12 protein-coding genes and 3 tRNA genes are annotated in these 12936 nt (G+C 52.0%); all 15 read right to left on the reverse strand.

The window, feature by feature from the left end; genetic code table 11:
* Positions 1-2: 2 nt before the first annotated feature.
* The 15 genes from OGW13_RS19690 to mngB all read right to left on the reverse strand — a co-directional run bounded on the left by OGW13_RS19690 (position 3) and on the right by mngB (position 12920).
* Positions 3-78, reverse strand: a tRNA-Lys gene (locus OGW13_RS19690).
* A 3-nt stretch (positions 79-81) separates the two neighbouring features.
* Positions 82-157 (reverse strand) — tRNA-Val (locus tag OGW13_RS19695).
* Between the two features lie 136 nt (positions 158-293).
* Positions 294-369, reverse strand: a tRNA-Lys gene (locus OGW13_RS19700).
* 164 nt (positions 370-533) lie between these two features.
* On the reverse strand, positions 534-1328 hold the full coding sequence (gene cpoB, locus OGW13_RS19705; RefSeq protein WP_043001338.1) for a cell division protein CpoB: 795 nt from the start codon (positions 1326-1328) through the stop codon (positions 534-536).
* Positions 1329-1337: 9 nt separating this feature from the next.
* Positions 1338-1856 carry a peptidoglycan-associated lipoprotein Pal gene (gene pal, locus OGW13_RS19710; protein ID WP_006685431.1) on the reverse strand — a complete coding sequence of 173 codons (519 nt, stop codon included), beginning with the start codon at positions 1854-1856 and terminating at the stop codon, positions 1338-1340.
* A gap of 34 nt (positions 1857-1890) precedes the next feature.
* The gene (gene tolB, locus OGW13_RS19715; RefSeq protein WP_043001339.1) at positions 1891-3183 is read right to left on the reverse strand and encodes a Tol-Pal system beta propeller repeat protein TolB; all 1293 of its coding nucleotides are present in this window, start codon (positions 3181-3183) and stop codon (positions 1891-1893) included.
* Between the two features lie 131 nt (positions 3184-3314).
* Positions 3315-4556 carry a cell envelope integrity protein TolA gene (tolA, locus tag OGW13_RS19720; protein WP_287116404.1) on the reverse strand — a complete coding sequence of 414 codons (1242 nt, stop codon included), beginning with the start codon at positions 4554-4556 and terminating at the stop codon, positions 3315-3317.
* 62 nt (positions 4557-4618) lie between these two features.
* Positions 4619-5047, reverse strand: a complete 429-nt coding sequence (gene tolR, locus OGW13_RS19725) for a colicin uptake protein TolR (RefSeq protein WP_042320591.1) — start codon at positions 5045-5047, stop codon at positions 4619-4621.
* Positions 5048-5050: 3 nt separating this feature from the next.
* Positions 5051-5743, reverse strand: a complete 693-nt coding sequence (gene tolQ / locus OGW13_RS19730) for a Tol-Pal system protein TolQ (protein WP_080343208.1) — start codon at positions 5741-5743, stop codon at positions 5051-5053.
* Positions 5740-6144, reverse strand: coding sequence for a tol-pal system-associated acyl-CoA thioesterase (ybgC, locus tag OGW13_RS19735; RefSeq protein WP_043001341.1), 405 nt, complete (start codon positions 6142-6144; stop codon positions 5740-5742). The genes tolQ and ybgC overlap by 4 nt, the downstream gene beginning before the upstream one ends.
* Before the next feature lie 316 nt (positions 6145-6460).
* On the reverse strand, positions 6461-6754 hold the full coding sequence (gene ybgE, locus OGW13_RS19740; protein WP_042320596.1) for a cyd operon protein YbgE: 294 nt from the start codon (positions 6752-6754) through the stop codon (positions 6461-6463).
* Positions 6754-6867, reverse strand: coding sequence for a cytochrome bd-I oxidase subunit CydX (gene cydX / locus OGW13_RS19745; RefSeq protein ID WP_042320599.1), 114 nt, complete (start codon positions 6865-6867; stop codon positions 6754-6756). Before cydX ends, ybgE begins: the two co-directional genes overlap by 1 nt.
* A 14-nt stretch (positions 6868-6881) precedes the next feature.
* Positions 6882-8021, reverse strand: a complete 1140-nt coding sequence (cydB, locus tag OGW13_RS19750; RefSeq protein WP_043001342.1) for a cytochrome d ubiquinol oxidase subunit II — start codon at positions 8019-8021, stop codon at positions 6882-6884.
* Between the two features lie 15 nt (positions 8022-8036).
* The gene (cydA, locus tag OGW13_RS19755; protein WP_043001343.1) at positions 8037-9605 is read right to left on the reverse strand and encodes a cytochrome ubiquinol oxidase subunit I; all 1569 of its coding nucleotides are present in this window, start codon (positions 9603-9605) and stop codon (positions 8037-8039) included.
* Positions 9606-10286: 681 nt separating this feature from the next.
* Positions 10287-12920, reverse strand: a complete 2634-nt coding sequence (gene mngB / locus OGW13_RS19760) for a mannosylglycerate hydrolase (protein WP_287116405.1) — start codon at positions 12918-12920, stop codon at positions 10287-10289.
* Positions 12921-12936: the final 16 nt, after the last annotated feature.

Here is a 12936-nt window from a genome sequence, read left to right on the forward strand (position 1 = left end):
ATTGGTGGGTCGTGCAGGATTCGAACCTGCGACCAATTGATTAAAAGTCAACTGCTCTACCAACTGAGCTAACGACCCGAGTGGTGGGTGATGACGGGATCGAACCGCCGACCCCCTCCTTGTAAGGGAGGTGCTCTCCCAGCTGAGCTAATCACCCGATACTACGCTGGATATTACTGACTACCTTTGTTCGTGACGGGTCGTGCAGGATGACTCGGCTTCGCCTCGTCCTACGGGCCGTTGCTTTCGCAACGTTATCCTTCACGTTCTACTATCGCGTCCACCAGAACGATTGGTGGGTCGTGCAGGATTCGAACCTGCGACCAATTGATTAAAAGTCAACTGCTCTACCAACTGAGCTAACGACCCACTTTTGCGCTGCTTTTGGTTTGTTTGATATCCCTTGGCAACGGCGGCATATATTACTGATTTAAGATTTGAGCGCAACAAAAATTTCGATGTAGATCACTCAACTGCTTAGGAATCGCACGACACGACCAGAAATAATTCGATTTCTGGTCGTATGCTGTGCATTACATCGCGCCAAGACGTTTCTGCGCTTGTTTTGCGCCTTCGGTGCCTGGGTATTTGCTGATAACCTGTTGATAAACCGCTTTTGCTTTCGCAGTGTCACCTTTGTCCTGCATGATCACACCGACTTTATACATCGCGTCAGCAGCCTTTGGTGACTTCGGGTAGTTTTTCACCACCGAAGCAAAATAAAACGCGGCATCATCTTTTTTACCCTTGTTGTAATTCAACTGACCGAGCCAGTAGTTGGCGTTCGGCTGATAAGTCGAATCAGGGTACTTTTTGATGAAGTTCTGGAATGCCACAATTGCATCATCCTGGCGGGATTTATCCTGCACCAGGGCAATTGCCGCATTGTAATCGGTATTCGCATCACCGCTTTGTACTGGCGCACCCGACGTCGCAGCACCTGCGTCAGGCGCAGACGTCGCTGCCCCCGCAGTTGATCCGCTCTGATCGCCGCTTGTCGACTGCGCGGAAGCGCCACCGCTGCTCAGACTGTCCATCTGTAACAGGATCTGCTTCTGACGCTCAACTACCTGATTCAGTTGATACTGACTTTCCTGAATTTGACCACGCAGGGAGTCTATATCGGCCTGATTATCAGAGAGTTGCTGCTGGAGTTGGGTTAAAAGCTGGCTGTGAGCGTTAGAAATACGCTCGAGTTGAGTGACACGGTCTTCGACCGAGCCTGAGCCGACACTACTGATTGGCGCCTGAGCAAAAGCGGCCCAGGGGGCCGCTATGCCAACCAGTAACGACAGACTCAACAGATGATGTCTGAAGTTACTGCTCATGCAATTCTCTTAGTAAACCAGTACGGCACGACGGTTTTTGGAGTAAGCCGCTTCGTCGTGACCCAGTACTGCAGGTTTTTCTTTACCGTAAGAAACGATGGAGATCTGGTCAGCAGAAACGCCTTTACCCTGCAGGTACATCTTAACAGCGTTCGCACGACGTTCACCCAGGGAGATGTTGTACTCAGGAGTACCACGTTCGTCCGCGTGACCTTCTACGGTGACTTTGTAAGACGGGTTGCTACGCAGGAAGTTAGCGTGCGCATCCAGCATTGCAGCGAAGTCAGAACGGATATCGTACTTGTCCAGATCGAAGTAAACGATGTTGTTCTGCTGCAGCTGTTGCATCTGCAGACGAGCCTGCTCTTCAGAGGACATGTTGCCGCTGCCGTTTGCATCCATACCAGTGCCGGCACCCAGCATGCCTTCGCTGCCGTCATTGCTGGCGTTCTTGTTAGAAGAACATGCCGCAATAGCCATAACAGGCAGAGCGATCATCAGCCCTTTCAGCACTTTGTTCAGTTGCATTTCAATGATTCCTTTATTAATCAATTATTTATTATCACAGATACGGCGACCAGGCAGGGAATTTAACCTGTCCATCAGTTGCCGGAAGACGCGCTTTGAAACGCCCATCTGTAGAAACCAAATTCAGCACGGATCCCATCCCCTGAGAAGAGCTGTAGATTACCATAGTGCCGTTAGGTGCCAGACTTGGCGTTTCGTCCAGGAACGTTGACGACAGAACTTGTACGCCACCCGCTACCAGATCTTGTTTGGCAATGTGCTGCTGACCATTGGCCGAGCTTACCATTACCATAAATTTGCCGTCGCTGCTGACATCAGCATCCTGGTTTTGTGAACCTTCCCAGGTAATACGCTGCGGAGCACCGCCGTTAACGTTAACTTTATACACTTGCGGACGACCCGCCTGATCCGATGTAAAGGCCAGGTTCTGGCTGTCCGGGAACCAGGTCGGCTCCGTATTGTTGCTGCGGCCATCGGTCACCTGACGGATCTGACCAGAACCAATATCCATCACATACAGGTTCAGGCTCCCGGTTTTTGACAGGGCAAACGCCAGTTTGCTGCCATCCGGAGAGAACGCAGGCGCACCGTTGTGACGCGGGAATGACGCAACCTGACGGACCGCGCCGTTAGACAACGTCTGAATAACCAGCGCAGAACGACCGCTTTCGAAGGTGACATACGCCAATTTAGAACCGTCCGGAGACCAGGCCGGAGACATCAACGGCTGCGGTGAACGGTGAACCACAAACTGGTTGTAGCCATCGTAGTCAGACACGCGCAGTTCATACGGGAACTGACCGCCGTTAGTCTGAACAACATACGCGATACGGGTGCGGAATGCGCCTTTAATACCGGTCAGTTTCTCAAACACTTCGTCACTGGCAGTATGGCCGGCATAACGCAGCCACTGCTTGTTCACTTTGTAAGAGTTCTGAGCCAGTACAGTACCCGGCGCACCGCCGGTGTCAACCAGCTGGTAAGCAACATTGTAGGAACCGTCCGGATTCGGAGTCACCTGACCGACCACGACCGCGTCAATCCCCAGCGCAGACCATGCAGCAGGTTGAACGTCCTGCGCAGTCCCCGGCTGTTGTGGCAAACGAGACCGATCTAACGGATTAAATTTACCGCTGTTGCGCAGGTCAGCGCCAACAATGCCACCGATATCTTCAGGTGCAGCACCCGGCCCAGCCCACTGGAATGGCACAACCCCAATCGGGCGCGCCGAGTCCACCCCCTGGGTTATCTCAATACGTACTTCTGCGTGCAGCACCGCTGCCCACAGCATCAGAAAACCAAATGCTACTCGTAATGCCTGCTTCATCATATCTCCCTTATCCAGGCGATCAGCCCACGATAATTTAGCAGAATGTTAACAAACTCAAATACACAAAACTACCAGAACCCAGCGACTACCGCAGATTGTTTTCCCCGTCATAACGGGGAAAGTTTAGCTTACGGTTTAAAGTCCAGAGGTGCGTTTTTAAACACTTCATATACCGCCTGGCTCGGTGGTTTTGGAATCTTCGCTTGTCGGGCTGCAGCAAGCGCTGCCTGACAAAGCGCGGGATCGCCACCTTCAGACTGAATGTCGAGCAGCATACCGTCAGAAGCCAGTTTTATCCGAAGCGTACAGGTTTTACCTGCATAAGACGATGCGTCGTAGAACTTGCTTTCAATGGCAGATTTAATCTGCCCGGCATAGTTGCTGATATCCGCGCCTGATGCGCCATTATTTTTAGTATTACCACTCCCCGCAGGAGAAGCGTTGTTCCCTTTTGCCCCACCGCCGGTTTTCGGCGCATTCTTACCGGAGCTAAGATCGCCAAGCAGATCGTCAACGCCAGATGCTGCAGCCGCTTTTTCAGCAGCGGCCTTTTTGGCCGCAGCGGCTTTCTCGGCTGCTGCTTTCTTATCGGCAGCGGCTTTCTCAGCTGCAGCTTTTTTATCAGCGGCGGCCTTTTCTGCGGCGGCTTTTTTCTCAGCAGCGGCTTTCTCGGCGGCTTTTTTCTCAGCAGCGGCTTTCTCGGCGGCGGCGGCGGCTTTGGCTGCAGCCGCTTTTTCCGCGGCGGCTTGCTTAGCGGCTTCGGCCTCGGCTTTCTTCTTCGCATCGGCAGCCGCTTTAGCCGCTTCTGCTTCTGCTTTCTTCTTCGCGTCAGCAGCGGCTTTTGCCGCCTCTGCTTCGGCTTTCTTCTGTGCATCCGCCGCGGCTTTTTTCGCGGCTTCTGCGGCTTCTTTCACCTGCGCATCAGCTTTCGCTTTGGCATCCGCCGCGGCTTTCTTCGCCGCTTCTTCAGCCTGTTTCTGCTGTTCCTGCGCTTTCTTCGCGTCGGCTTCAGCCTGCTTCTGCTGTTCCTGAGCCGCTAAACGTTCTTTCTCGATCTGCTTAAGCCGTTCCTGTTCGGCAGCCTGCTTCTCACGAAGCTCTTCCGCCTGCTGCTGCTCCAGTTTTTCACGTTGCTCTTTGGCACGCTGCGCACTTGACTGTTGCTGCTGCTGACGTTCGTACTGCTGAACCACGGCGCCAGGATCAACCATCACGGCATCGATGGAAGAACCACCGCCGCCGCCGGTTGAAGCCTCAATATGCTCATCGAACGAACTCCAGATCAGGACTGCAAATAGGATGACATGCAGCACCGCTGAAATAATTATCGCCCGTTTGAGCTTGTCGTTTTGTTCGGTTGCCTTTGACACTCTCGGTTCCCAAAAACTGTTAGCCTGTTACACGTTCTCTTTAAAACCAGAGACGCAAATGATCAGATAGGCTGCGTCATTAAGCCAACCGACTTCACACCTGCACTGTGCAACAAGTTCAGCGCTTTAATTATTTCATCGTAAGGCACATCTTTCGCGCCCCCGATCAAGAAGACCGTTTTCGGATTGGACTCCAGGCGACTTTTCGCCTCGGCGATCACCTGTTCCGGCGGCAGTTGATCCATACGATCTTTCTCAACCACCACGCTGTACTGCCCTACTCCGGAAACCTCAATAATGACCGGCGGATTATCGTTACTGCTAACGGCCTGCGACTCGGTCGCATCCGGCAGATCGACTTCCACGCTCTGCGTAATGATCGGCGCTGTCGCCATAAAGATCAGCAGCAGCACCAACAGCACGTCGAGCAACGGTACGATGTTGATTTCGGACTTCAGGTCGCGACGACCTCGTCCACGCGATCTGGCCATGGCTTACCCCTTGTTGCTTTCGCTAACGGTAAACGCCTGACGGTGCAGAATCGCGGTGAACTCTTCCATAAAGTTGTCGTAATTCAGTTCCAGCTTGTTAACACGCTGATTCAGACGGTTGTAGGCCATGACCGCCGGGATTGCCGCAAACAGACCAATTGCCGTAGCAATCAATGCTTCCGCGATACCCGGAGCAACCATCTGCAACGTCGCCTGTTTTACCGCCCCGAGCGCAATAAACGCATGCATGATCCCCCACACGGTACCGAACAGACCGATATACGGGCTGATGGAACCCACGGTGCCGAGGAACGGAATATGCGTTTCCAGCGTTTCAAGTTCACGGTTCATCGAGATCCGCATCGCACGAGATGCCCCTTCCACCACTGCTTCCGGCGCATGGCTGTTTGCCCGATGCAATCGTGCAAACTCTTTGAACCCGCTATAAAAGATTTGTTCCGAACCCGCCAGATTATCACGGCGTCCCTGACTCTCCTGATACAGGCGAGACAGTTCAATTCCGGACCAGAATTTGTCTTCGAACGCTTCGGCTTCACGCGCGGCGGCGTTAAGAATACGGGTCCGCTGGATAATGATGGCCCAGGATGCGATTGAAAAACCAATCAAAATCAACATGATAAGTTTAACCAGAAGGCTTGCCTTCAGGAACAAATCAAGGATATTCATGTCAGTCACTGCTTAAACTCCGCGACAATAGACTTGGGAAGCGCACGAGGCTTCATTTTGAGTGGATCAACGCAAACAATCAGAACCTCAGCCTCATTGAGCACGGTGTTCTCTGCGTTGACAATGCGTTGCGTGAAAACCAAAGAGGTGCCACGCATTGACGTAATTTCTGTTTGGATTTCGAGCATATCGTCGAGTCGCGCAGGCGCGTAGTATTCCAGCGTCATTTTACGCACCACGAAGGCAACTCGCTCAGCCAACAGCACCTGCTGACTGAAGTGATGATGACGCAGCATCTCTGTGCGTGCTCGTTCATAAAAAGCGACGTAACTGGCGTGATAAACCACACCACCGGCGTCGGTGTCTTCATAGTAAACACGTACCGGCCATCGAAATATATACTTATTCATTCCTGCTGCCTTTTTGTTGGCTTCGTCCACTCACACCGTCACTTACGCCTGTAAGCTCCTGGTGATTCGCGTACTTACCGCCGCGATGCTTCAAGAATGCTGTTGTATATAGCGTTGTATTCACTTTACATCCCGGTAATGCAATTAGGTTGTTGACTGCCATTGTTTACGGATGGCAGGACACAGCCTCACGTTAGTGCTTTTAAACGTTGCTACTATACGCGCGCGATTGAGGCTTGGGAATGGGGGGAAGTTAAGGGAGAGTAAAAATATATGGGCTTATGCAAGCCCATAGATCATTCAGGATGTTTCTTATTCAAAAGAAGAAGAATATCAGACCGACAATAAGCACGATATCGGCGAGTAGCGGAGAGAAAATCCCCTGCCAGTGCGCGGCGCGAGGACGAAAGCCCACGCCATGAATGATGCCCGCACAGACCGCCCACATCAGCAGCAGACCGTGCCAGATTTCCAGCCCGCTGGTTTTAGCCGCGAAGCGGGAGGGATCCCAAAACATACATCCTGCTAACACTAGCGCCATCACCAAAGAAAGCGCCCGTAACGGGCGCTTGTCCATCGCGTTATATTGCATCGCGATCAGGGTGGTCATCAGTGTTCTTCTTGACCGTCTTTGCTTGCCTCGACGTGCTCAAGGGCCAGCGCAGTGATGATCCCAAATGCACAGGCAAGAAGCGTTCCCAGAATCCAGGCGAAATACCACATAGTTTGCTCCTTACTTAGTACAGAGAGTGGGTATTATTTTCAATATGCTCTTTGGTGATGCGACCGAACATTTTCCAGTAACACCAGCTGGTGTAGATGAGAATGATCGGAACAAACACCACAGCAACCCAGGTCATCAGATTCAGCGTCAACTGACTGGACGTCGCATCCCACATGGTCAGGCTCGCGTTCATCATGGTGCTTGAAGGCATCACGAACGGGAACATGGCGATACCGGCAGTCAGGATGATGCAGGCCAGCGTCAGAGAAGAGAACAGGAATGCCCATGCCCCTTTCTCCATGCGGGACGTCAGAATCGTCAGCAACGGCAGCGCCACACCCAGTGCCGGAACCAGCCACAGGATCGGTGCATTGTTGAAGTTGACCATCCAGGCACCCGCTTCACGTGCCACTTCTTTGGTCAGCGGGTTAGACGCCGCATGATGATCAATCGCAGAGGTCACCACGTAGCCATCAATACCGTACATCACCCAGACACCCGCCAGTGCGAAGCAGACCAGAGTGACCAGCGCCGCAATCTGCGATGTCGCACGTGCACGCAGGTGCAGTTCACCCACGGTACGCATTTGCAGATAAGTTGCGCCCTGAGTAATGATCATCCCTACGCTCACCACGCCCGCCAGCAGACCAAACGGATTCAGCAACTGGAAGAAATTACCGGTGTAGAACAGACGCAGATACTCATCGATATGGAACGGTACGCCCTGCAACAGGTTGCCGAATGCCACGCCGATCACCAGCGGCGGCACGAAGCTCCCCACGAAGATGCCCCAGTCCCACATGTTGCGCCAGCGGGTGTCTTCAATCTTAGAGCGGTAATCAAAACCGACCGGACGGAAGAACAAGGATGCCAGCACGAGGATCATCGCCACATAGAAACCGGAAAACGCCGCGGCGTAGACCATCGGCCAGGCTGCAAACAACGCGCCACCCGCGGTGATCAGCCACACCTGGTTACCGTCCCAGTGCGGGGCGATGGAGTTAATCATAATTCGACGCTCGGTGTCGTTACGACCGAGGAAACGGGTGAGCATGCCCACCCCCATGTCGAAGCCATCGGTGACCGCAAAACCAATCAGCAGAATGCCAACCAGCAGCCACCAGATAAAACGTAGTACTTCATAATCGATCATTTGACGACTCCTGTCTTAGCGTGCCGGCTGAGAAGCCACGGTGGACTGCTCATAGTGGTAGCGACCCGTTTTCAGGCTGCTTGGGCCAAGGCGTGCGAACTTGAACATCAGGAACAGTTCAGCCACCAGGAACAGGGTATACAGGCCACAAATCAGGATCATGGAGAACAGCAGGTCACCGACGGTCAGCGACGAGTTCGCCACTGCGGTTGGCAACACCTCACCGATCGCCCACGGCTGACGGCCATATTCGGCAACAAACCAGCCGGCTTCTACTGCAATCCACGGCAGTGGAATACCGTACAGCGCGGCGCGCAGCAGCCATTTCTTCTCACCGATGCGGTTACGAATCACGCTCCAGAAGGAGAGCGCAATGATCGCCAGCAGCAGGAAGCCACAGGCCACCATGATACGGAAGGCAAAATACAGCGGCGCAACGCGAGGAATAGAATCTTTCGTCGCCTGCTGAATCTGCGCTTCAGTCGCATCAGAGACGTTCGGGGTATAGCGTTTCAGCAGCAGGCCGTAACCGAGGTCTTTTTTCATCACGTTGAACTGATCGCGAACCGCCTGGTCGGTCGAACCGGCACGCAGTTGCTCCAGCAGTTCATACGCTTTCATCCCGTTACGGATACGCTCTTCATGCTGCACCATCAGGTCTTTCAGACCGATAACTGGCGTGTCGACAGAACGTGTCGCAATGATGCCCAGCGCATACGGGATCTGAATCGCCAGTTTGTTTTCCTGCGAATCCTGATCCGGAATACCAAACAGGGTAAAGGCAGCTGGAGCGGGCTGAGTCTCCCACTCTGCTTCAATGGCCGCGAGTTTGGTTTTCTGCACGTCACCCATTTCGTAACCGGATTCATCACCCAGAACGATAACAGACAACACAGCAGCCATACCGAAACTGGCAGCGATAGCAAAAGAGCGTTTTGCGAAAGCGATGTCGCGACCTTTCAGCAGGTAATAAGCACTGATACCGAGGATGAACATCGCACCGGTCACGTAGCCAGACGCCACGGTGTGCACAAATTTCACCTGGGCTACCGGGTTAAGGACCAGTTCAGAGAAGCTCACCATCTCCATACGCATGGTTTCGAAGTTGAAATCCGATGCGATAGGGTTCTGCATCCAGCCGTTTGCGACCAGGATCCACAGAGCGGACAGGTTAGAACCTAATGCGACCAGCCAGGTTACCGCCATGTGCTGAACTTTACCCAGACGATCCCAGCCGAAGAAGAACAGACCTACAAAGGTGGATTCGAGGAAGAAGGCCATCAGACCTTCGATCGCCAGCGGCGCACCGAAGATATCCCCAACGTAGTGGGAATAGTAAGACCAGTTTGTCCCGAACTGGAACTCCATGGTCAGCCCGGTTGCGACACCCAGGGCGAAGTTGATACCAAACAACTTGCCCCAGAACTTAGTCATATCTTTATAAATCTGTTTGCCGGAAAGGACGTAAACCGTTTCCATAATGGCCAGCAGGAACGCCATACCGAGCGTCAGTGGCACAAAGAGGAAGTGGTACATCGCGGTCAAGGCAAACTGTAAGCGCGACAGTTCGACTATATCTAACATCATGACTCCTTGCTCATCGCATGAAGACTCCGAGAGTGAACCCCGTTAGAAAGGGTCACACGCATGCCCCAATACAAATTTATTTGTGCACTCTCGCCGTTGCCGTTTTCCTGGAGAAGGAAACAGAAAGGGCGAAAGGTTACAAACATGTTAATAAAAAACTCAAATTGATCCCGCAATTATATTACGCCGCAAAATCCTTACAATAAACAGGTTTTTATTGAGGAATATTTGCATTTTTCGACAGTGATCAATTTATAGCGAATTCATCACTTTTCCACCAATTTGATCGGCGACAATTTAACTCGTTTCACGTCGGTTTTCCAATGTTTAAACCTTGATTTAAATCAAAAACAGGACTTTTTGTTAACTATGTTTAAATGGAGTAATTATGGTGAAAAACATGTTGCAAACATGTGCATCTACGGGAGGGATGGTTACTAAGTGAAAATGTATATATAAAAAAACAGTGTTTTAATTAACGCCAACACAGGAATTTATCTTCCCTTTCCCGATGAGTTCAGCGTAGACAATTTATTGTTATTTGCCAGGATATAAATTTCACGCGTCAACATTCACAATTATTTCACTTTTATAGCGGTATAAATTAACACCGCACAGTTATTATTCTGTTAAGAAAAAAGCCACGCGATGCGTGGCTTGTGTCTGTTTGCTGGCTATTCACACAATTTTGTAGCTGAACGTTCGTGTTTGTCCCGGCAAAACCGGGCCGAAGTCGCTGCGCTTTTCATCAACGCTCTTAAGCGGCTGCTCATCCAGGCACGTTTCTGTACACGATTGAACCGCGCTGCCGAAGGCAACCGTTGCGTCGCATGGCTCCGAATCGGAGGGATTAAACAGGCGCAGGATCAGTTCATTCCTCCCTTCAGCTTTCTTCAGGGTGCTCAACTGACACCCAACCGGTGGCATAGTGAATAAACTGTAGTGGTCAGGCGTCATGAAACCGGCCTTGTTCAGTTTCATCGCATCCCACGGAATCTTGTTATAACACTGTACGGGTGTGAGCCAGGCCCTGGCCTGCTGAGCAATACCGGCGTTCACAGGCGTACCGGTATAACTGAAAAGGCTCAACCGACAGTGCAACCGTCCGCGCAGTTGTGCATCCGGTACCGCCATTTTAATGCCTGAAGGACGACCTGGACGCAAAAGCAGATCCTCTTTCCCCAGTAGTCCTACACCGCGTAGTAGCGTGATGGCGAAAGTTTTTTCCCGGTCACCCAGCACTTCAAATTCCCGCAATCCTTCAGTGAAAACTGCCAGACCATTTTTGCCCTCCTGAAGCGTCGCATAGTTAAGCATATTCCAGACGGGAATCGGTGCCTCTTTCCAGCCCTCTTCCCGCCAGTTTGCCAGTGCGGGATCCCGCACGGGGCGACTCACCGTACCAAACTGCGTATCTGCCAGCACAGTGTCGGTCACAAACGGAGTGGGGATCAGTACCCGCAGACGATGATCGTCTGCCTGATTGTCCAGAAGGACTTCAATATCAATTCGCCTGCTGTTGTGACTCAGGATGACCGTTATTTCAACCCCAACCCTACCGCTACGCTGGCGAGCGCGACGTTCCGTAAGATTGAGCGGCACGTCCATTTGATAACGAATCCGCGCCCGGCTTTGCCAGGCTTCATGGGTCATAACACACTCTGCTTTTACCGATGCGGAAGTCAACCGCCACTCTTCTCTGGCGGGCGAGTAGTCATACTCATCCCCATCATCAGATCCCTCTTCCAGCACCAGAACGCGGTCATAGCAGATGCCGCTATCTTTGTCATACAGACGCAGCGTTCCGTCGTCGTTAACGGCTATCTGCCAGAACGCATTTTCCAGCACTTCTGCCCCTGGCGTTTCTGGTGCAACGTGATTTCCCGCCTCCCCTTGCGTTACGTACAGCGTGCGATAACCCATCGACGGTACTATCTGCTGGATTTGGATATCAAACTCCATAAACGGTTCGTAGTTACCGTAATGCACGATCTGCCTGTCTATCAGACCAGGATCGATTTCGCGAACCCCGCGAACAAAAAAGGGAACGGGATTTCCCCGATCGTCACGCAGGCAAAACTGATGACCTCTCAGGCGGATGGTTGTGTTAATCACCTCTTCACGCGGCCACGGCATCAGGTTAAACAGCACCAGTTTATCGCTGTCGCTAAGCGGCATGTTGTCCGTGATTTTGCGCAGATAAAAACGGATCAGGTTATCCGCCATATCCTCCGCCAGTTCGAAGCGCGCGATGATTTCCCGGTGAACCTTATCGCTGCAGCAACATCCAATGCTGTCGTGAGCATGATTCTTTAAAATCTCTTTCCACATTTTTTCCAGCAAACCGTGGTGATACTCAAAGCCAAGCGTCCAGGCCAGCGTCGCCAGAGGTTCAAGGATATTGACTACCTTATTTTCAATACGCGCATGAAGGAGTTTAATGTCCATCCGCGTCGAGCCAATCGTGCGGTGTACCCGCATATACTTACCGTCAATAAATTCGCCTTTCAGCGTGGCCAGTTGTTCACGTCGATTCTCGATATGTTCAAACACCGCTTCAAAACGGCTCATCACAAACTTTCGCTGCGGGTAGATCTCGCGCAGTTTGTCCATCACCGCAAAAATGTTCTGTTGCAGCGGCATCTGATCGTGACCATTCGGCAGCAATATCTCTTTTGTCACAGACGCTTTTTCCAGCACCTCAAAATAGCTGTCAAGCCGTTTGCGCAGCCCGCTCTCATCCTCGGGTAAGTACTTACCAATCGCGTAACCCAGTGGCAATACCTGCGCGACGACTTCACTGCCATCGCTGCTTTGCCATAAAAACTCGGTCTTATCGGTACCGTGTCGCTCTGAACAACCGCGCCAGAACATCGTGCGGGTGATGCCAAATCCGTTGTAGATATGCGGAAGCTGTCCCGACATGCCAAAGGAATCGGGTAGATAGCCAATTTTCATCGGCTCGCCAAAAGCCAGGCAATCACGCATGCCATACAGCAGGTTACGCACAATAGACTCACCGGAGACAATGGTGGTATCCGTCTGGGTGTACCATGGGCCGATAATTAACTTTCCGGTTTGCACCAGACGTTGTACCCGATGGGTATTTTCCGGCTTTATCGCAAAGTAATCCTCCAGCACTGCCGTCTGTCCATCAAGAACGTAATATTTATAGTCGGTATCCTGTTCCAGTCGGGTGAGGATCTCTTCCATATTGTTGACCAGCAAAATGCGTGACGCTTCGGTGGTAAAATACCACTCCCGATCCCAGTGCATATGCGGGGTAATGTGAACGCGAGATACAGCTTTCATCTTCGTTTCCTGTTCA

Origin of the sequence: Citrobacter sp. Ca225 (assembly GCF_030337175.1) — a bacterium.
Taxonomy (GTDB): Bacteria; Pseudomonadota; Gammaproteobacteria; order Enterobacterales; family Enterobacteriaceae; genus Citrobacter_A; species Citrobacter_A amalonaticus.